Below are 20622 nucleotides of genomic sequence, written 5' to 3' on the forward strand. Positions count from 1 at the left end.
TCGATAATGTTGTTTTAGGATGAGTAAAAACAGAAAAAGACAAATTAAAAAAATAAGAAAAAACATCTGATGATTAAATACCTTATGAATATTAAATGTATTTTTACACAAGTTAACAGATTGTACAAATTAAATTACAGTTCTCTTTTCCCTTATTTTTTCTTTCTTATCCATAAAAAATGCTTTTAGAGACAATGGAATTAACGATAATTTAGTTATTTGTATTACAAAACAAAGTGTTAAAATTAAAAAGTTGGGATGTTTTGATATATGACTATCTCTAATTTTAACCTATTGAAAATGCAAAGGTTTACAGCTTGTTCCAACCACTTACCATCCAAACTAGACTTGGCGGATTCTACTTTTTCTACTATTCCATTGTTGGTACATTCATGCCTTATTGGAATTTGTATCTTCAAGATCAAGGATTTAATTATCAAGAAATTGGTGTTTTATCATCAATTGCGATTGTAACGCGTTTTTTTGCACCGTTAGTTTGGGGCTGGATTGCTGATAAATCTGGTAAACGAATGCTACTTGTCCGGCTGGCAACTTGGATAGAGTCCTGTATATGGTTAGCTATTTTTATAGTGCCAAATACTTTTCAGTCAATTGCTTTGCTCATGCTTATTTTTAGTTTCTTTCAAAATGCTATTTTAGCTCAATTTGAAGGTGTTACTTTATTTTGGTTGGGTGACCAAAAAGCGAAGCTTTACGGCAAAATTCGTAAATGGGGGTCTGTTGGGTTTATTGTTGGGGTATTCACTATTGGAGCAATTTTAGAAATAGTGCCTATTTCAATGCTCCCAATTTTATTATTAATTATTGCTTCACTGGCCTTCGTCTGGTCTTTCACAATCCGCGAACCTGATAGTGCACCTACCTCACAAAAACATTTAGAACCTTTACTTCCTGTTCTTAAACGTCCAACTGTGGCTGCATTTTTTGCAATTGAATTTATTCTGCTTTTTTCACATGCGCCTTTTTATAGTTTCTATAGTAATTTTCTGAAATCTTTAAGTTTTAGTACCACTCAAATTGGTTTCTTATGGGCTATGGGGGTTTTTGCTGAAATTTTTATGTTTTCAATTGCTGCAAAAGTTTTTCAACATTTCTCATGGCGTATTTTGGTAATTGTTTGCTTAATATTGACGAGCATACGTTGGATGATGGTTGCAATATTTTCACATTATTTTGTTGGTCAAATTTTTGCGCAGTGTTTGCACGCTTTTAGTTTTGGTTTATTTCATTTAATTGCGATGCGAGTAATTTTTCAGAACTTCTCAGCGGGACAACAGGGCCGCGGACAAGCACTTTACAGCACGATGTGGGGATTAGGGGTAGCCTTTGGTAGTGTTTTAGCTGGGCATTTCTGGAAAATTCTTTCTGGTGAAGTCATCTTTATGTGTGCAAGTGCGGTGGTGCTATTAGGCCTAGGTTTTGTGATGTGGCTTCCTAAACAAATTGACTCTTCCACATAAGTTTGAGGTGAGATAAAACTTTAATAACTTTAGTATTGAAAAAAGCAAATAAATATAAAATTGTTTGTTGACTTGTTGTGGCACGTTACAGTTGAAAAATATTGTTTTTATATGGTTATGGAGCAATGATTTTCTAAAAAAATATGCTAACTTAAGTTCATGCGTTTAATGATTAATAAATCTATGAAAAATATTTATATTATTGGATTATTGTGGGCTTGTTCTGGTTTAGCTGTGGCAGAAACAGCTACTCAACAGCCAGCCGAACAACCTGTTCGGACTGCAAGTAATCCTAACGCTATACGTATTGTTACGCGTCCTGAAATTATGGGATTATGGGGAATGGAGATTCCAAATAATAAGAAATGTGTGGAATATTATAACTTTCGTAGTAGTAACGATGTAGTGATTAAAAGCGGTCAGGAATGGTCTTATGGTATTTATGAATATCAACCATCTGATGATCCTAAAGAGCAGCTAGCCGCTTTAGTGATGCAAATTAAATTTGATAATAATAAAGTAGATTGTTCTGGTCAGAAGCAAGACCAAACAGGGGATGTCTCACAATATTTTGTACAATGGAAAAACGATCATACCATCAATTTCTGTTCGACTGCGAAGGGTGAGCAATGCTTTGCGACTCTGCGTAGAGTGTTACCATAAAATGATAGATATAAAAAAAGCCTCTTAAAAATAAGAGGCTTTTTTTATTATGCAGTTTCAGCTTTCTTTTCTTCCACTTGCTTTAACAAGTGTTTTTCAAGGTAATGAATGTCCATTGCTTGAGAGCAGAAGCTCTTATCTTGCAAAATAAGATCTTTATGCAAAGGAATATTTGTTTTAATTCCTGTAAGGATCATTTCATCTAATGCTTGACGCATACGTGCAATTGAAGTTTCACGATCTTTACCATGAGAAATCAATTTAGCAATCATAGAGTCATAGTAAGGAGGAATGCTATATTCTGGGTAGATATGAGAATCTAAACGAATACCTGCACCACCTGGCGCATAGAAACTTTCGATTTTACCTGGTGAAGGTAAGAAAGTTGTCGGGTCTTCTGCATTGATACGGCATTCAATTGCATGTCCCTGAACTTTAATGTCTTCTTGTTGAAGCTCTAGTCCTAGGCCACCTGCAATACGTAACTGCTGTTCAATAATATCAACACCAGTAACCATTTCAGTTACAGGGTGCTCTACCTGAACACGAGTATTCATTTCAATAAAGAAGAATTCACCGTCTTCAAATAAGAATTCAAATGTACCAGCACCACGATATTGCATTAACTGACAAGCATGAACACAAGCTTCTAAAATATCAGCTCGAGCTTGCTCTGGTAAATTCGGTGCAGGTGCTTCTTCTAGTACTTTTTGATGACGACGTTGTAATGAACAGTCGCGGTCATATAAATGGATTGCATGACCATTACCATCACCAAGAACTTGAACTTCGACATGGCGAGGTTTTTGTAAGAAGCGTTCCATGTAAACGGTATCATCACCGAACCACATTTCTGCATCACGCTGCGCTGCTTGAACTGATTCAAGTAGTGTATCTACACGCTCAACAATACGCATACCACGTCCACCACCACCAGAAGCGGCTTTAACAATAAGCGGGAAGCCAATTTCTTTCGCTTCTGCCAATGCATTGTGGATGGTCACTGCATGATCACAACCTGGTACAGTAGGTACGCCAGCTTTTTTCATGGCAACAATCGCAGAAACTTTATTCCCCATAAGGCGAATATGTTCTGGACGAGGGCCAATAAAAGTAAAGCCTGAACTTTCTACAATTTCAGCAAACTCAGCATTTTCTGAAAGGAAACCATAACCCGGGTGAATAGCATCAGCACCGGTAATTTCTGCAGCAGTAATAATTGCCGGGATATTTAAATAGCTATCACTACTTGCGCCCGGACCAATACATACTGCTTCATCAACAAAACGTAAATGCATCAAATCCTTATCGGCATCTGAATAGATACCAACAGTCTTGATTCCTAATGTTTTACAAGCCCGGGTAATACGTAAAGCGATTTCACCACGGTTTGCAATTAAAACTTTTTGCAACATAGACGTCCCCGGGGTAATTACGCGCGATAACGGAATAAAGGTTGACCGAATTGGATAACTTCACCATTTTTCACTAAAATTTCTTCAATCACGCCACTTTGAGTTGCTTCAATTGGGTTCATGATTTTCATTGCTTCAATAATACCCAAAGTTTCACCAGCAGATACAGTTTGACCTACTTTAACAAATGGTGCTTCGCCTGGGCTTGGAGCAGCGTAGAACACGCCAACCATTGGAGAAGTTTCAACTGCTCCACGCGGTGTTTTTGCAACTGGTGCTTCTGCAACAGGAGCAGCCGGAAGTGCTACACCAGCCGCAGCAACGACAGGATTGCGACGAGTTAAAGCGATTGATTGATCACCTTCTTTAACTTCGATCGCTTGCAAGTCAGACTCAATCATTAAATCGATGAGTTTCTTAATTTTGCGGATATCCATGGGCGACTATTCCTAAACTAGTTTGGGTTAGATGGTTGAATTTTTTCAATAGCGTAATCGAGTGCAAAACGATAGCCTTTTGCACCTAGACCACAAATCACGCCAATTGCTTTATCAGATAAATAAGAATGGTGTCTGAATGCCTCTCTTGCATGGACATTCGACAAATGTACTTCAATGAATGGAATCGCAACGCCAAGTAGGGCATCACGTAGAGCAACGGAAGTGTGGGTGAGGGCAGCAGGGTTAATAATAATAAGTTTTACGCCTTCAGTTTGTGCCTGATGAATACGATCAACAATGGCACCTTCCCAGTTGCTTTGAAAAGTATCTAATGTAATTGAAGCTTGTTGAGCTTGATTAATAAGTTGTTGGTTAATATCACCTAAGGTAAGATGACCATATACTTCTGGTTCGCGTTTTCCCAGCAAATTCAAATTCGGTCCATGAATCACCAAAATGGTCGAACTCATTCAGATTGCTCCAGCTCTAAAGTTGCAAATATTCTTTGCAAGATGTCTGCAAAGTTTGCTTATTATGGCATATGTTTCTACAATTTTTTTATAATTTGTTTTCATCGTCGCAGAAAGGGTATACCAAATTCGGCTTATATATTGTAAATTTTGCGATGATTTAGCAATGTTAAAAAATGACAAAATTTCAAGTAATTTAATGGAGCTTATTTTAAACTGAATTGACAAAAACAGTTCATGTATTTTGTGTAACGACTATAGAGTTCTCTCCAATCACTAATAGTTCATTCCACCGAGTCAGATAGTTTTTTGAACGGTGGCATTGTTTCATATGCCAAGATGAACTTCGAGAATGATAACCGACTTGTAAATAGTGACTACCGAATCGGTTACGAACTGTGCTGAGCGTTTGCATCAATTGTTGTCTTTGATGAATTAACTCCAGAGGTTGCCATAAATCATCAATGTGATGTTGACGGGGATGCAAACCACAAAATAAAACTCCAATCTTAATATATTTCTTATTTTCTTTATATAAAACATCAATTTGTTGCATTGCTGCTTTTGTTAGTATGCATAGATCATCTGTTGCATAATTTAAGCCTATCGCTTGAGATGATGCTTTTTTATAAGGTGGTTTATCTATTTTTTCATAAAGCATGACTTGAATGCAGGCACATAGCTGCTCTTGTTTCATTAAACGGCGATGAGCACGGTTGAGATGGAAAATAAGTGCTTGTTTAATAATCTCAATACTGGATAAAGCTTGAGCAAAACTACGTGAAGCTAAAATTCGTTTTGTGACGATGGCAGGATCATCGAGTTGAATACAGGATTGGCCTTTTAGCTCACGAATGGTACGTGCCATCACCACAGAAAAAGCTTTTGCTAAATGATGCTCATTGGCAAAAGTTAAGTCTAAGCATGAATAAATCTCATAGCTTCGTAATTGTTTGACCAATTGATAGCCAATTCCCCACACTTCTTTGACCGAAGTATTTTGCATGAGGTCTTCAAGAAGCAAAGGATCTAAAGTGATGAAATTACAAATTTTATTAAAGCTTGGAATCTTTTTAGCATAGTGATTGGCTAATTTTGCTTGAGTTTTTGAATATCCGATACCAATACAGCAAGGTAAGCTTAACCAATTTTCTAGAGTTTCTACGACTTTGGCACAGTAAGAGTGAATATCTATAGACTGTAGGTAAGGGGTAAGGCGAATAAAGCATTCGTCAATAGAATAAGCTTCTAAATCATCGGGTGAGAAAAACTCCCCAAGTACTGAAAAAAAGCGACGCGACATCTCGGCATATAAAGTGTAGTTACTTGAATAGACGTGTACACCTGCTTGAAGAGCGTCTTGCTCGATTTGATACCATGGAATACCCATTTTGATACCCATGTTTTTTGCTTCTTCACTACGTGATACAACACATCCATCGTTGTTAGAAAGTACTACAACAGGCAGACCAATAAGTTTGGGGTTAAATAAGCGCTCACAACTGACATAACAATTATTAATGTCGACAAGCGCGTAAATTTCGCGGTGTGAGATTTCCATTATGATTTGCCCCATTAAAAATATTGGTAAAACTACATATTGATATTGCTTTCATAAACACAGTGAGGTGGTGTGTTAACTGAAAAAATTACATCTTGAATATGTAACAAAATCAAGTTAACAAAGTTTCTAACGGAAAGCTAGAGGAGTTCTGCGGGTTTACCTCAAGTTAACCATGGAAAAAATAGATAAGGGTTTAAAGTTTTTAATAAAAAAAGGAGATCGTATAGATCTCCTTTTGATGAAACATTCTAAGTTATTTTTGATTACCACTTATGACTATAAGAAACTTTCAGCGTTGCACCATTTGCCACTAAATGGCTAGTGTTATCACTTGTTCTTAATAGTTGGCTGTAGAGAGGATAGTACTTACGGTTAAACATGTTCTCTAAACCGATCGTCACAGTATCTTTTTTGTTAAGCACAAAGCTACTAATTAAATCTGCTGTTGTATAAGTTTTTACATCGTAACGACCAAAACCATTTACGCCATTCAATCGATAATCTTCTGCGCCAAAGTATGTGGCTTGCAGGCGATTTGTCCAAGTTTCAGTTGGGCTATAAGAAACGTAAGCTGTGAGTTTTAATGGTGGAATACGGAAGCCTGTCATGTCTTGTTCAGCACCGTTTTGCGGTTTTTCACGACCTTTCATCCACGTAACGCTACCACCCGTTCCCCAAATGTTCGCATCGTCCAGATAGTCAAAAGTTGCTTCCACACCAGTAACTTTTTCTTTGGTTCTAGCAAGTACTAGACCGTTATTGAATGATTGCACAGCGCCTAGGTCAGAAGTAGAGTGGAAGACCGCTAAACTTGAAGAGAAGTTATTGAAGTTTCCTTTCCAGCCCAACTCGTAGTTATCTACTTTTACAGGCTCTAAGAATGACGAACCAAGGTTAAAACCTTCGCCAGCATTACGAATAATCAAACCTACATCAGGTAATTGGAAACCTTGGTTAAACGATGCATAAATCGAGTTTTGATCATTTGGTGAGAAAGTCAAATTGGCATTGTATAACCATGCATCAGCTTTCACTTTTCCGCCTGGAACTGTATAAGGGTTAGTCTTGCCCAATTGTGATAATGGAACAAAGCTATCAATTTGGGCATAGCTATCTTCATAACGTGTACCAGCTTCTGCTGACCATTGATCATTAAAGCGGTGCTTTAACTGTACAAAACCACCGACACTTTGCGTGGTGAGCTCAGGCAAATAAATAAGCTTGCCAGTTTTTACAAACTCTAAGCCACCAGATTGATCATAAATTTTTTGATCAAAAATATCTAAAGGCATTTCGCTTTTTTCACGGCTAAAGTCGCCCCCCCAAACCAATGAGGTATCCCCTAAAAACTCAAGTGGTGTGGTAACAGTTAAGCGGCTACCGAGTACGTTATTTTCTTGATAAATCTGATCGACTTGTCCACCACGATTTGCATTTTTTCGTGCATCAAATGGTGAAAAACGGGTAAAGAAGTCGCGGTAATAAATTTGAGCATCGACCTTATTACCAAAAAAGTCTTTATGGTTATAAGTTAAGTTGTAGATCTGGTTTTCGTTTTTATTTTGGTCTTTGAGCTTTAAGCCTTTAATGGCTTTAGCTGGTACGGTTCCGGCAGGGGCATTCTTCACACTTGGGTCAGATGCATAATCTGAGTCTTGCTCGGCATTGTAGTAATTTGCAGCAAACTGTAGATATTGGTTGTCATCAATATGATAACCAAGTTTACCGCCTACGCTGTAGCCATCGGAATCATATAAATCACCCTGACTTGGTTCAGGTGCAACACGGTCACCGCTTGCATCATACGGGCTACCAATACGTTGGTAACCAAAGTCGAGCGCATAATCAAAAGCGTTAAAGCTGCCTGTGAAATATTGATGAATATCGCCACTTAAAGCATTAGAACGGAAATTTGTTAAAGGTGTTTGAAGTCCAACCACGGTTTTAGCTGTAGGTTCACCACCCGCAGCTTTTGTGGTAATTGAAATAATACCGCCAGCAGCACCACCACCATAAATTGCGTTACTGCCTCGAATCACTTCAATGTTGGCAATACTTTCAGGGTCAATTGCTGAAAGTCCGCGTGATGTGTCGCGGGTCAGGTTCATTGGTACGCCATCGACCAAGATGAGGGCATTACGGCCACGTAAAGTTTGGCCGTAATCGGTAATGGTTCGGCTTGAATCTGACAGGCCCGGTACGGCTTTCGCTAAAACGGTTGCAATACTGCCAGATGAACCATTTCTTAAAAGTTCAATTTGCTTTTCATCTAGCTTGGTTACTTGCTTGGCAGAAGTAGAAAGTTCATCTGCACGTGAAGCGGTAATTGTGATTGTAGGTAATGCTTCAGGCTTTTTTTCAGCATCGGTGGCCTCAGAAGACGAGGCTGCAAAGGCTGAGTTTGAGAGAAAGATGGCCCCACCAAGTGAAAGGAGTGGAATAATATTTTTTACTTCAGACTTCCTCGTAAAAAGTTTGTGACTTTTTATCTTATTTCCCATTGTCTCGCCCTGAGAGTGATTTTAAATTTGTCGAATTATAAGTGAGAATGATTGTAATTCACAATATCGTTGTTGGACAAAAAATAATAAAATTCGTTTTTATTAATTGTTGTGTAGAGGACCGTATTTCTATCGCTCTACACGACTGAAAATTTATGAGATTTCCTTATAAGAATTCAAATGATTTTGATGGGCACGGCGAATAATACTTCGGTCATCACCGAGTACAAAAAGCTGAACGGATTGTTGTTTCCAAGCTGCAATATCTTCAGGTTGTCGAGGAATAGCACAGAAATGTTTTTGGCTATTTTTAGTCTTTAAATACATCTCTTGAACTTTTTCTTTCATTTTGGGATGGCTAGTTTGCCACGGCATTCCCATCGATTGAGAAAGGTCGGCAGCACCTTCCAGAATAATATCTATACCTTCAACTTTTAGAATTGCATCTAGTTGCTCCAGTCCTTCCAAGCTTTCAATCATGGCAATGACGACCGTTTCGTTTGCAGCCTGTTGAACAAAACTCGCTAAATCGTCCATGCCATAGCGATTTAACCTTGTCGAATTCAGCCCCCTTTGTCCAAGCGGCATGTAGTGACAATAGTTCACGGCCTCTTGTGCTTGCTGGGCATTTTCAATACGCGGAAACACAATACCCGTTACCCCTGCATCGAGCAGAGGTAGAATCAAATGATTGGCATTTAATGGCACTCTCACGAAGACATCAAGCCTTATGGCTCTAGCAGCTAAAATCATAGTCTCGACTTGAGACGTACTAAATAAAGTATGTTCTAAGTCGATAATGATGAAGTCATAGCCGGCAAGTGCCAGTTGCTCGACATTAATGGGAGAGGCTACGGAACAAAATATTCCGTAGAGCGTCTCGCCGTGTGCTATTCGTTTCTTAAAAGAAATCGAATATTTATTCATATTCAATTTCCTTAATAAGACTAAGCGGGTTTGGTGTGGTTTGTACTCTTAGGCGAATTTCCGGAAGGAAACGGCGACTCGCCAGCTGTTCAATGTCGATAGTGTCATCTGTAAAGTTAAATAATTCATATCGTTCGCTAAATTCTGGGTGAGCTTCTTTATGCTGATTGATGATGGTTCTTAACATAGTCCAGAATTTGATTTCATCAAAGTCATAATGTTCATTTAAGAAAATTGCTAACTCTGCCAAATTTACAAACCACAGCGCATCTTGAGTAAAGTCTCTTAACTCATTTGGAGAATGGGTTTCCAAGAAAGAGTTCGGGTTAATTTTGGCATGTTCTTTCGGCGCATCTTGCAAGTTAGGTAAAAGGTCGGGCTCGCGCAACAGATGACGACTAAAACGAATGCCATCATGGAAATCTTTCAAAGCAGCTTTAACAGGTAAGCCATTTTTATGAATGAGCACCATGTTTTGTGCATGTGACTCTAAAGCGAGGCCGTGGCACCATAAAATATGCATGATCGGTAAATAAGCATTGGTGAGTAACTTTTCTAACCAGAACTCGATCCCGTACTCTTGAATCCACTCATCAATTAAAGGTTTTTGGTCTGTATCGAGTTGCATTAGACCGGTTACTGGCGTTGCTGATTCACCTTCTTTTAAGTAACTGTAAATACTTTCGCGCCAAATGCAGGCGAGTGCGCCGTATTGAACTGGAAGAGCAATTGGCTGGTTAATTGAAAGACCGCCAATCTCTCTTAAAATAACAGGTTTGCGTTGTTTTTCTAAAATATGATCTTGCTCAACAATGTTATAAAGCCAGTCACTCATTTTTGCAGCATTTTGAACGGTATGCGGTGCCAATACACGAGAGGTAGAAGTATTAACCAAGTTCATTGCCAATTTGAGAGAAAGCGCCGAGATATCACTAATATTTGATAAGGTTCGAATTGACTGCTGTGGTAAATAGGTTGGACCTTCAATATCTAACGGAATGATGAGTTGGTTGCTGATTGCATCTTGATAATACAGTTCAATAATTTTATCCCACTGCCAAGGATGAATTGGGGTGAGGATATAATCTTTAAAATCTACATTGTTATCTTTCAATTGATCGTTAATGACTTGTAGATCTTTCTCTGAAAAATGCTGTTTATAAAGCTGTTCTAAGTTAATTGTTTCACTTAAAACCAGTTTGCATAAACTGTTATGAGTCGCGACCCATTGAACCGTAAAACCTTCAGAAAGCTCGGGTGCATATTTCTGGTTTTCCTTTAAATCGAAGCCGATACGAGATTTAAAACTTGGATGATATAAATGCGCATTGGTAATTCGTGCTTCTTGTTCTAGGTAAGGCAAGGTTCTTAAAGGTTGAGCAGGTGCTTGGCTTAAAGTTTGCGTATGTTTAACGTAAGTTAAATTGAGTTCATCATTAAAGTTTTGCCATTTCACAGGATCAGCTTCAATAATATTTTTGAGGTCGGCAAGTAGTGTTTTTAAGTTAGGGCGAGTTTCAGTGTCTAACGTAATATCAGAACGGACTAAGCTTGAAGGATCTAACTTAATTCGTTTGAAGCTGAAATGTCTCTTGGCCGCGCAAGTATAAAAAACTGTATCGGAAATATAGAACTTGATCTGACCTTTAGAAAACTCGTATTTAAAAGTATTTTCAAAAATGAGTGCTTCTAATAATTGGCCCATCACGCGATTTTCCGCAAGGGTTTTATAATTGGTTTGTTGCGTTGGTTGAAGAGGGCAAAGCGCTTCTGCGCCGCGATATTTATAAATAGGGTTTTCAACTTCAATCCAGATAGGATTGCCACCACTGTGGTAGAGCGTATTTAACATATTTGCCTTGATTGGTAATGTGAGTGAATGAATTAATAAATCGCGGTACTGCTGACCTTTTGCGCTAAAATTTTCTTGTGTGAGCGTAAGACGGGTGGCTTGCCAAAGTTCAGATTCTTCAATCACGGTAACTCGTGCAATTGCACTGATGAGATGAGCAATGTGATTGATCACGAGATAATATTTTAAAAAGGTCCATGCATCTTTTTGAGAGAACCAAACAGTACTATCTTCAGAAATAGATGAGTTGTCTTCTATCATTTCTGGAACAATACTAATGCCTTCCATATCTCGAAGAATAAGGCGATGTGGATAGCCGTTTTTAAATTCCATCAAACTGTTTTGCATATGCGCTTCTACGCTAATACCTTTATTTGCAAACAACTCAATTAATGGAATAAGTGAAACTTTAACGTACTGTTTCCACCAAAAGGTAATGAAGTCTTTGGCATCTTTCGATTGTAAATTTTGATTTGGGGCAGCTTGCTGAATGAAGCTTAAAAGTGGGATTTCATGATGTTCGTTTTCTTCAACCAAGCCGCCGAGCATTCTGGTATTTTCTAATACCTCTGGCGTGAGTCCTGCTCGATAAATAATGCCAAATGAACTTTCAAGCTCAGGAATTTTGACTGTTTTTGCTTCTAACTCTGGCAGAATCACAAGGTCGGGATATTGCTCATTAATCTTATGATTGATAATGATTTTGCTTGCATCAATGGCACGCTCCATTTCATCCATTGGGTTATTACGAATGAAACTGGTAATTCGTACATCAATCGAGAGCTTTAAGAACAGGTTCGATTGAGGTAACCACACGGTACGAACGGATGAAGTAGGCCACACTGTTTGACCTAAAGCACCTAGATAAATAACGTCTTGGTTATCTAAATGTTTCTTTAAAGATGGATGTTGAAGTAAGAAGTTGGCTTGCCAAGGGTGAGTTGGCATCAGCTCATAGTTTGCGAAGTTTTCTTGCAAACGCTCTTTTGCGGTCTCTAAAACTTCATCTTCAATATGGTAAGAAGGCTGTTCTTCACTTACCAGCTTTTGAATTAGAGAAGAATGAACCGCGAAGTAGTGGAGTTGGAAACATGCGCCTAACTCAGGACTATACTTTTTCATGTCTTCTTTAGAAAAACCTAAATTGGCTTTAGAAGTCACATGAAAAGGATGTCCATATAACATGCCTTGTTCGGTTGCCTGAAAACCGCTTAATGCTTTAGTTGCTGATTGGGAAGGCTTATTTTCTAAAAAGAATTTTGTATTCTCGATACTATTAGCAATATCAAAATACAGGTTCTTATTTTGTTTTTTATCTTTAAATAAGCTATTCAGCTCATCTGTAATCAGCTTCACTAAATTTTTAGGGTCGGTAAGCGAGTCAAATGTATTGTTGCTTAAGTTTTGTAGGCTAAAACCACGTTGATATCTATGATAACCAGTGGTGGATAGATGTTGAACTGCGCCATAAACAACTGTGTTAGATGCATTAAATGTATAAGCAAAATATAGGGTGTCTGGGCGCTCCGTATACAGTGTGAATAAAGGAGAATCTTGAGCTGGAATAATGTGCTCTTCAAGATTCACTTTAAGTTCACGAAAGAAAGTATTCAGGTACTGTTCGAAAAGTTTATAAGACCATGCATCTGTTGTAATAATTGAGTTCATTCTTGTGCCTCTTTTAAAATTGTATCCATTAAGAATCTGTTCAAAATCACCACTAATCCCGCACCGATAAAAAATAGTGAAGTGCAGATTAATGCAGCGGTAATATTGAAAAATGAGTAGGTGAGGGTGATGGTGATTGGGCCAATAAGTTGCCCTAAAACAAAGGCACTGTTAGAAATACCAATCACTTTTCCTTGGCTTTGAGCGCCAGCTTTTAGAGACATTGTGTGTAAGATCGAAGGAATCAAAGCTGCAAAGCAGAAACCTTGTATGAGTCGTAATATAAGAATCAGCCAGAGATTAGAAACCCAGATCAATGCAAAAATTGTGATGCCACAAATTAAAGATGCATAAACGAAGTTATTAAAAGAATCTCCTTTATGGTCATTTCGTTTTCCCCAATAGGTTGCTGCAATAAAAGCCGCGCCCCACGAGAGTGCATGAATTGTTCCTGTTAAGCTTGCAGCAGATAACGATGAATGAATGCTCTGGCTTATTTCACTAATGTATAAAACAAAGCAAGACACTAAGCCAAAGCCGCCCGCTTGAACCAAAATACCGGCGCTTAACCATGAAAAAATCGTTCTATCAAAGAAGGTTGGAAGCTTAGATTTCTCTTTGGTTTTTGACGCTTCGGTTTTAACGGGATTGGTTAATACAAATGACGCAATCAAAATTAAGGTCATCACAACAAATGCAGTCGCGTTAAGTAATACTTCAACTCTCCACTGATCCATAAATATCCCACCGAGAACCGGACCACATAGGCAAGCAAGCGCAACACTACTTTGTAGTTGCCCAAAAGCGGCACCTCGTTGTTGTTCATTGGAAAGATATGAAACATAGGCATTTAAAATCACGGAAAGACCGCAAAACCCGAGTAAAATTCGCGCAAAAATAAATAGGTATAAATGCTGGGCGCTCGCCATAAGCAATATTGAAATACAGAAACCAGCCAAAGAAAGTAACAAGGCTTTTTTATGGCCGAATGTGTCGGATAGATGACCCACAATCGGTGCTGTAAATAAACTGCCAATAGCCGGAGCTGCGAGTGCCAAACCTGCCCAGATAGTGGGAGCACTCATATGCGCCGTCAGTTTTTCCATATAAAGCGGCATGATTGGAATAAGTACCATAAGCCCAAAAGTGGAAAAAAACTGACAGAGCAAAATAATGAAATGATCTAGGCGAGATGAGCGCATGATTTAGATGTCCATGGTCTCATAGCTAGAAACACACAAGTTCTGATAAGGGTTTGGTGTGGTTCCGATTTTACTTGGCATGCCTGTTGAGTCACTTTCTTGCGCGAGTAAAGGGGTAAGTAGCTGTTTGAATGGCCAAGTCTTATTGTCAAAAAGATAAGTTTGAATTTGTGATTTTGTTTGCTCTGAAATCGATTGGGTTTCTACAAAATCTTGAATAATGTCTTGAACCATTTCCCAAAAATCGCTTTCTGTACGATCTGTATATTTCAAAGTCGCTAAAGCAATTGGGTAGAGGTTAATTTGAATCCCTAAAGTAATGAAGTAGTTAAATAAGTCCTCATTTTTAGTAAAGATAAGATTGTTCGGCGTACTGGTATCAATGGTATAGATCGGAGGTATAAAACCGCTTTCTTCAATGGCTGTTGTACATATTCTTAAGGTATCGTGGTCTCGTAAAATAAAGCATTTAAACTTATTATTTTCATAACACACCATGGTGTTTTGCCCGTGGCATTCCGGCATGATGCCTTTTGCCCAAAGCGTTAAGAATGTTTGAATAAAATGAACACTTAAGTCTTTTAGTAATGACCATTTGTCACCTTCAATGCCCAATGTTTCCCAAGGGTCAACATAAGTACAGCTTAAAGCTGACATGGTAATAGGAGAGACATTTTTATCTTGGCAAAAATCAGGTAAATGTCTGACTTGGCAACCGATTACACCTAAATTTTTTACAATCGGCTCTTGTTTACCCAACACCCACCAATGCGTTTCATTACTCAAAAAGAGACGATTTTTTAATAAAGAAGTTTCATTAATGACTTCATTTAAAAAATCATAAGCCGTATGCCCATTCATTAAATAACGACCTGGCATAGAGCGGATTGCGCCTAATGTTTTAGCATTGGTCGAGAGTTTTAAATGTAGAGTAGGGTTTGCGTTATGAATAAGCGTTCTTAATGAAGAAGTCGGTGAGCCAATTGTCGTGACATGGTTCAGGTCAATAGCGCCGTACTTATTTTCATCAAACTTTAAATAGCGATGTTGAGTCTCTAACAAAGGCAGGGCTAAGTAGTCATCTGAAAGCTCAGCCATTTTTTCAGTAATATGCTTGTCCTCAGCTTCTGATAACAGAAGCTCTTTATGAGGAATCGATTCCATATTATTGATGACGTCATCTTTCTTAAAAGCCCACCAATACACCTCAATTTCTTTTTGAGTTGTGAGTGGTGCAAGTTCACCTTTTGAGTGAGCGAACGGATGAAATGGACGGTCGGCTACCAGCGAGAGCAGTTCGCTAGTAACTAAAGGCGATGAAAATGAAAGTGCTGACTGTAAAATTTGAGGAATTTTTTCAGCCGTTACTAAGTTGTCAAGCCAATAATTAATTGCTTTCTGACGGTGTGGTGACGGCCACCAAGACGCTTGGGTTAAATAGTTAAAAACTTCAGAAATAGAAATTTTAGACGTCGTATTGTTTAAGAGGTTATAAAGCAGAACTTCGGGTTGGGTGACATAGAAAGGATTTACACCATCTACTTTTAAACAGTTTAAATAGAGTTCCAACTCATCATTGAGAGTTATTGCCAGATGCGGCTTTTTATAGGAAATATGATCTTTAAAATCTCCATAATTCTCCATGTAGAGAGCATCTATCGTTTTTTGTAGTTGTGCTGTGTAAATCCGATCTAACATTTTAGTTATTCCTATTCTTATAAAAGCGGTAGAACTGTGCCAACGTTTTGTTCTTGTGCGGCATTGAAGAACCACTTGGCGCAGACAATGTCATCAATCGCCATGCCCATTGGGTTGAGCAAAATGATTTCATCTTCATGTTCGCGGCCGTTTTTATGACCAATAATGATGTCGCCAAGTTCGGCATGCAGTTTTTCACGGCTGAATAAGCCATCTTCAACGAGTACGTTGATGACTTTCTTTTCTCGGTTTGATTGGTCCCAGTCATCTACAATCACTTTGTCTACTTTTAAGAAGACTTCGGGCTCAATATCCATAATTGAAATATTTGAAACAAAGCAGCCTTTTTTAAGCCATTCAAATGGAATGTAAGGTTTATCTGAAACGGTACAGGTAATAAGGACATCGGCTTGCTCAATTGCAGACTTAGCGCTGTCATGAATTTCAATTTCTAATTGCAGATATTCCGATAAGAACAACGCTTTGAGTTTTGCAGCCGCTTCAGGGTTCACATCAAATAAATGGATTTTTTTCACTTGAGCATATTGTTCAAGCACAGTTTTAATCTGCATTTGGGCAATTGGTCCGCAGCCAATTACGGTAATGTCTGAAAAGTCTTTTTTCGCTAGATATTTAATTGAAACACCCGTAATTGCAGCAGTTCGCATGGCACTAATTAAGCTGCCTTCCATCACCGCGACCGGATAATTTGTTTCTGAGTCATTTAAAACAATCAGTGCGCTAGCACGAGGAATATTGAATTTTTTAGGGTTATGTTGTCTTGAGCCAATCCATTTAATTCCAGCAATCGGGTCATTGCCACCTAAATAGCAAGGCATAGCAATAATGCGGTCAGCAATATGGTCGGCACCTTGCCAGCGAAGGTATGGTTTTAAGGGTTGTACAAACTGTTTATTTGCATGCAGGGTTAAACCTTCAGTAATCGCTTCAATAAATGAATTACTATGATTTGCGCCCAGATTTAATAAATCTGATTGACTTAAATAGCGAAGGGTAGCCAAATTGCTCATGAATATGTCCTAAGGAGAAAGTTAAACAACATTTTGTAAAGTAAGGTTTTCTTGGCGTCGTAAGTTTCGATTGAAGTGACGCTTCTTGATCATTTCGAACCATTCATCTTCATAAACCAGATCGAGATAACGGTCGCCACGATCAGGCAACAACGTTAAGACGCATGAACCTTCTGGAATGGTTGGAATCAGTTTTTTGATGGCTGAAATAGATGAGCCGCTCGAACCGCCTGCAAAAATTCCTTCATGTTCAAGAAGCTCTCTGCAACCGAGTGCCGACTCATAGTCATCTACATAAATGACATCATCAATTTCATCGGGGGAGAGTAGTGGGGGGACAGTACTTGCACCAATGCCAGGAATTTCGCGTGGACCAGATGTACCACCGAACAACACAGAGCCGACGATATCGACTGCGATCACTTTTAATTCTGGAAATCTTTCTTTAAGGCGACGAGATACGCCCATAATCGTGCCTGAAGTGCTCGCCCCAATCACGAGGTAATCAATTTTGCGGTCAATTTGATTGAGGATTTCTTCTGCTTCACCAAAATAGTGGCTTTTCCAGTTGTTTGGATTTGCATACTGATTAATCCAGACAGCATTCGGCAGTTGTTGGCAGAGTCGTTTTACAGTGTCAATTCTGGTTTTTAAGTAACCGCCGTTTTGGTCTTTTTCAGAGACCATTTCGATATTGGCTTTGTAGAGCTTCAACATTTGTAAATTTGCTGAAGCAATTTTCGGGTCAATCACCGCAGTAAATTTTAATCCATAGATTTTGCATGCCATTGCAAGAGCAATAGCTAAGTTCCCTGACGAACTTTCAACAATATGACTATCCTTATTGATGACTCCAGATTTCAGACCTTCCTGTAGCATGAATAATGCTGGACGGTCTTTAATACTTCCTCCTGGGTTTAACAATTCCATTTTCGCAATCACTGAGACTGATTGATGCGTGAATAGCCTTGATAGTTGTAATAGTGGCGTTTTACCTATGCATTCGAGAATATTTTCATGGATCATGGTAGATCTTCTCAGGTTTTTATGTGGTGTGAATGATAATGATTATTAATTTAATTATGATTACCATTTGTGACAAGATTGTTGCTGTTTGTAACTCAAAAAAGGAGATAGTTAGAGGAATTTTCACTAATTTTTTTTAGGTAATTATTTGAATCGTAATATTTAAGTTTTATAGAAGGATAAATAAATAAATCTTTTTAAATATAACCACATAGGCAATAAATTACTTTTAAGCTAAAAAAATTAATTTAATTAAGACGTCTGTTTGAAATTACTTCGAAGAATTAAAAAGAAATTGATGACCAGACCCACATCAGTTATGTATCACTATTTTGTAGAGAACATAGCTAAGATGAAGGCTTAAAAAGAGAGGAATATTTGAAGGCTTTCTTAAAAGGCTGAGAATGATTAACTGAAATTGACTAAGTGGCAGTTATTGATATGAAAATGTCTGAAAATGATATGCTTAGATAGATATGATCATTTGCATAAGCACTGTATTTTCAATGGATCAGTTGAGTCCAGAAAGTATAGTAATGCGTGTTTCGCATTTTGTCTTATGGGTCTTTCAAGCTGTCTTTGTCACAAAAGACAGCATTTTTATACTGATTTGACCCAGATAGTTTATGAAGAATATCGCTGTTTGGCTTGATTATAAGCCTCAAGATTAATGCATTGAGTTCCCAAACTTGTGATTTGTGCTTGGTCGATTTGAAGCTCATCCCATTTTTGCATTTGTTCGAGCAGCCAGTAAAAATCTTCTACTTTTGGAAGTGCACTTTCTTTTACTAAATGACGGACAATATCCTGAATCATGAAATATTTATCGACATGTACTTCTTCAGAACAATGAAAACGAACGATTCCAGACTCAACCAATAATTTTAAAATTGGCGCAAAGTCTTGTAACTCGCTCAACTCTTGTTGGGCTTTCATGATTGCGGCGGTGAGCGCGACGAGCGTTTGTGGATGCTGCTCCGCCCATTCTTGCGTTACGGCTAAAACCTTGTCAGCGACAGATGGAATAACGTTTTGGCTTGAGCAAATCATTTTACTTAAACCAAGAAGCTCACCTTGGGTATTCCAAGGCTCACCTACACAGAAACCATCAATCACATGTTTATCCAGTGCTTCGACCATGTATGGTGGCGGTAATGTTTTGAGCTGAATAGACTGTGCGATTTTTGGATTTGCTAAAGCCAACCATTCTCTTAAACAATAATGGTGAATAGAATGCTTAAACACATGCGCTAAAGAAAGAGGATGGCCTTGTTCAAGATAGCTCGCCACTTTTTGTGCTGTTACTTGTGCGGTGTCATTTTCTTGAATTGCAAGTTGACGAGTAAGCTTTTGACTTAAGCTAATAAAAGCACGGTTTTCACTTAAAACCAGCGATGTTTGTAGAGGTGTACCAATTTGATCTGCGCCTACAGCCGCCGCAGGTAACATTGCAGATAAGCAATGGGCTGCATCCAATAATCCAAAAGCAAGACGGTCGCGCAGACTCGCCCACGAGGCTTCTTTAACTAAAGTAACTTCTAAACCTTCTTCTTCAAAGAAACCTCTTTGCTTTGCCCAAAGCAACGCAAGACAATCAAGCAAAGGAATATAACCGAGTTGTAATTGAGTCTTTTCTAATCTGCTCATTTATTCATCCTTTAGTTGATTGCCAAGTAATTTTTGAGCGTCAAGTAAACGCCGTGCCATTTCTCCAATTGTAATGCGGTGGCTCATCGCATTTTTTCTAAGAAGCTGAAATGCAGTTTCTTCAGGTAGGCCATGCAGTTGCATCAGTAGCACTTTGGCTTTTTCGACATCCTTGCGGTCAGCAAGTTTGGTTTGAGCTTCTTTTAAATCACCTTCGAGTTTTTTGTGCTTTTTATATTGCTCAATTGAGATTTCTAAAATGGTATGTAAGCGGGAAGGGTCGATGCCATCCACAATATATGCAGTTACTCCCGCATCGATGGCTTGTTTAATGGTGTCTTTATCAGAATTTTTGGTAAATAGAACTGTAGGCAGGTCATAACTACTGACACAACTTTCAATAATGTCACGATGGGGATGATCCATATCAAGCAAGATGACATCAGCTTGTAAATGCTCCAGGCGGAAGATATTCAAATGATCCAAAGTAAGGCATGCGACTACTTCAAAATCATTTTCAAGCAAACTTTTTCTTATATAGTCGGCTCGCGCATGATCATCATCAATAAGGGCTATTTTGAGTTTTGGCATAAGTTCAGAAAATCAGGCTAAGAAAATGCGCCAATTCGACGCGTTTTTGTTATCAATTATTTAAGCAAGATTAATGCCATAGCAAACTAAAGAAAAAATCGAGCTTTATCGCTAAATTAGCATGCTTAATGGCGCTACTGATCAATCTTGGTGCAAAAATGCGATTCATTTTGTAGCAGAGCGTATTTTTACCTGAACCCTATAAGTGTGCAAGGTTAGAGCAGTTAAAGATGTGAGAATGATCATTTTGATATTTAAAAAATTTTTATCTATATGAAAAATAATAATAAAAAAATATTAATTTAATTTTTAAAAAAGCTGGCATGCAAAATGCTTATTCAATAACAGGTCGAAGACGACCATGAGTTTTAAAGACGGCCAATGAAGTCCGTTCTGATCGAGTTTGTGAATACCTAGGTGTGCACAAAGAAGTTACGTTCAGTCGG

At 38.3% G+C, this 20622-nt stretch carries 16 protein-coding genes; 3 read left to right on the forward strand and 13 right to left on the reverse strand.

Annotated elements, in window-relative coordinates:
• Nucleotides 1–317: 317 nt before the first annotated feature.
• Nucleotides 318–1481, forward strand: coding sequence for an MFS transporter (gene hcaT / locus SOI81_RS06630; protein ID WP_239975334.1), 1164 nt, complete (start codon nucleotides 318–320; stop codon nucleotides 1479–1481).
• 159 nt (nucleotides 1482–1640) lie between these two features.
• On the forward strand, nucleotides 1641–2144 hold the full coding sequence (locus SOI81_RS06635) for a hypothetical protein (protein ID WP_002115710.1): 504 nt from the start codon (nucleotides 1641–1643) through the stop codon (nucleotides 2142–2144).
• 47 nt (nucleotides 2145–2191) lie between these two features.
• Here the strand turns inward: SOI81_RS06635 and accC are convergent, their stop codons facing one another.
• From accC to sbnA, 11 genes are all read right to left on the reverse strand, one after another.
• On the reverse strand, nucleotides 2192–3559 hold the full coding sequence (accC, locus tag SOI81_RS06640; protein WP_002115704.1) for an acetyl-CoA carboxylase biotin carboxylase subunit: 1368 nt from the start codon (nucleotides 3557–3559) through the stop codon (nucleotides 2192–2194).
• 17 nt (nucleotides 3560–3576) lie between these two features.
• Nucleotides 3577–3996 (reverse strand): acetyl-CoA carboxylase biotin carboxyl carrier protein, encoded by a 420-nt coding sequence (accB, locus tag SOI81_RS06645; RefSeq protein ID WP_000354611.1) that lies wholly within the window; start codon nucleotides 3994–3996, stop codon nucleotides 3577–3579.
• A gap of 17 nt (nucleotides 3997–4013) precedes the next feature.
• Nucleotides 4014–4469 carry a type II 3-dehydroquinate dehydratase gene (gene aroQ / locus SOI81_RS06650; RefSeq protein WP_016140685.1) on the reverse strand — a complete coding sequence of 152 codons (456 nt, stop codon included), beginning with the start codon at nucleotides 4467–4469 and terminating at the stop codon, nucleotides 4014–4016.
• Nucleotides 4470–4704: 235 nt separating this feature from the next.
• Entirely contained in the window at nucleotides 4705–6030 is a 1326-nt protein-coding gene (gene impB / locus SOI81_RS06655) for a Y-family DNA polymerase (protein WP_320541421.1), read from the reverse strand.
• A 266-nt stretch (nucleotides 6031–6296) separates the two neighbouring features.
• Nucleotides 6297–8534 (reverse strand): TonB-dependent receptor, encoded by a 2238-nt coding sequence (locus tag SOI81_RS06660; RefSeq protein ID WP_320541422.1) that lies wholly within the window; start codon nucleotides 8532–8534, stop codon nucleotides 6297–6299.
• A gap of 153 nt (nucleotides 8535–8687) precedes the next feature.
• Entirely contained in the window at nucleotides 8688–9461 is a 774-nt protein-coding gene (locus SOI81_RS06665; RefSeq protein WP_320541423.1) for an HpcH/HpaI aldolase family protein, read from the reverse strand.
• Nucleotides 9454–12981 carry an IucA/IucC family protein gene (locus SOI81_RS06670; RefSeq protein ID WP_320541424.1) on the reverse strand — a complete coding sequence of 1176 codons (3528 nt, stop codon included), beginning with the start codon at nucleotides 12979–12981 and terminating at the stop codon, nucleotides 9454–9456. Before SOI81_RS06670 ends, SOI81_RS06665 begins: the two co-directional genes overlap by 8 nt.
• Entirely contained in the window at nucleotides 12978–14183 is a 1206-nt protein-coding gene (yuxJ, locus tag SOI81_RS06675) for an MFS transporter (protein WP_320541425.1), read from the reverse strand. The genes SOI81_RS06670 and yuxJ overlap by 4 nt, the downstream gene beginning before the upstream one ends.
• Before the next feature lie 3 nt (nucleotides 14184–14186).
• Complete coding sequence (locus SOI81_RS06680; RefSeq protein ID WP_320541571.1) at nucleotides 14187–15827, reverse strand: IucA/IucC family protein; 1641 nt, start codon at nucleotides 15825–15827, stop codon at nucleotides 14187–14189.
• Nucleotides 15828–15898: 71 nt separating this feature from the next.
• Nucleotides 15899–16912, reverse strand: coding sequence for a 2,3-diaminopropionate biosynthesis protein SbnB (gene sbnB / locus SOI81_RS06685; protein ID WP_320541426.1), 1014 nt, complete (start codon nucleotides 16910–16912; stop codon nucleotides 15899–15901).
• 21 nt (nucleotides 16913–16933) lie between these two features.
• On the reverse strand, nucleotides 16934–17938 hold the full coding sequence (gene sbnA, locus SOI81_RS06690; RefSeq protein ID WP_031951060.1) for a 2,3-diaminopropionate biosynthesis protein SbnA: 1005 nt from the start codon (nucleotides 17936–17938) through the stop codon (nucleotides 16934–16936).
• A 506-nt stretch (nucleotides 17939–18444) separates the two neighbouring features.
• Between sbnA and SOI81_RS06695 the strand changes: the two genes are divergently transcribed.
• Nucleotides 18445–18552, forward strand: coding sequence for a hypothetical protein (locus SOI81_RS06695; RefSeq protein WP_320541427.1), 108 nt, complete (start codon nucleotides 18445–18447; stop codon nucleotides 18550–18552).
• Nucleotides 18553–18562: 10 nt separating this feature from the next.
• Here the strand turns inward: SOI81_RS06695 and nasF are convergent, their stop codons facing one another.
• Together nasF and nasT are read right to left on the reverse strand one after the other, a co-directional pair.
• Entirely contained in the window at nucleotides 18563–19585 is a 1023-nt protein-coding gene (nasF, locus tag SOI81_RS06700) for an ABC transporter substrate-binding protein (protein ID WP_320541428.1), read from the reverse strand.
• Nucleotides 19586–20176, reverse strand: a complete 591-nt coding sequence (gene nasT / locus SOI81_RS06705; protein ID WP_016140698.1) for an ANTAR domain-containing response regulator — start codon at nucleotides 20174–20176, stop codon at nucleotides 19586–19588. It abuts the gene before it with no gap.
• Between the last annotated feature and the right edge of the window lie 446 nt (nucleotides 20177–20622).

It is taken from the genome of Acinetobacter pittii, from assembly GCF_034067285.1.
Classification (GTDB): domain Bacteria; phylum Pseudomonadota; class Gammaproteobacteria; order Pseudomonadales; family Moraxellaceae; genus Acinetobacter; species Acinetobacter pittii_E.

What these genes read in the sequence shown, in the direction of transcription:
- SOI81_RS06635 (WP_002115710.1), top strand. Translation starts at nt 1,641, where the DNA reads ATGCGTTTAATGATTAATAAATCTATGAAAAATATTTATATTATTGGA.
- accC (WP_002115704.1), bottom strand. Translation starts at nt 3,559, where the DNA reads ATGTTGCAAAAAGTTTTAATTGCAAACCGTGGTGAAATCGCTTTACGT.
- accB (WP_000354611.1), bottom strand. Translation starts at nt 3,996, where the DNA reads ATGGATATCCGCAAAATTAAGAAACTCATCGATTTAATGATTGAGTCT.
- aroQ (WP_016140685.1), bottom strand. Translation starts at nt 4,469, where the DNA reads ATGAGTTCGACCATTTTGGTGATTCATGGACCGAATTTGAATTTGCTG.
- impB (WP_320541421.1), bottom strand. Translation starts at nt 6,030, where the DNA reads ATGGAAATCTCACACCGCGAAATTTACGCGCTTGTCGACATTAATAAT.
- SOI81_RS06660 (WP_320541422.1), bottom strand. Translation starts at nt 8,534, where the DNA reads ATGGGAAATAAGATAAAAAGTCACAAACTTTTTACGAGGAAGTCTGAA.
- SOI81_RS06665 (WP_320541423.1), bottom strand. Translation starts at nt 9,461, where the DNA reads ATGAATAAATATTCGATTTCTTTTAAGAAACGAATAGCACACGGCGAG.
- SOI81_RS06670 (WP_320541424.1), bottom strand. Translation starts at nt 12,981, where the DNA reads ATGAACTCAATTATTACAACAGATGCATGGTCTTATAAACTTTTCGAA.
- yuxJ (WP_320541425.1), bottom strand. Translation starts at nt 14,183, where the DNA reads ATGCGCTCATCTCGCCTAGATCATTTCATTATTTTGCTCTGTCAGTTT.
- SOI81_RS06680 (WP_320541571.1), bottom strand. Translation starts at nt 15,827, where the DNA reads ATGGAGAATTATGGAGATTTTAAAGATCATATTTCCTATAAAAAGCCG.
- sbnB (WP_320541426.1), bottom strand. Translation starts at nt 16,912, where the DNA reads ATGAGCAATTTGGCTACCCTTCGCTATTTAAGTCAATCAGATTTATTA.
- sbnA (WP_031951060.1), bottom strand. Translation starts at nt 17,938, where the DNA reads ATGATCCATGAAAATATTCTCGAATGCATAGGTAAAACGCCACTATTA.
- SOI81_RS06695 (WP_320541427.1), top strand. Translation starts at nt 18,445, where the DNA reads ATGGATCAGTTGAGTCCAGAAAGTATAGTAATGCGTGTTTCGCATTTT.
- nasF (WP_320541428.1), bottom strand. Translation starts at nt 19,585, where the DNA reads ATGAGCAGATTAGAAAAGACTCAATTACAACTCGGTTATATTCCTTTG.
- nasT (WP_016140698.1), bottom strand. Translation starts at nt 20,176, where the DNA reads ATGCCAAAACTCAAAATAGCCCTTATTGATGATGATCATGCGCGAGCC.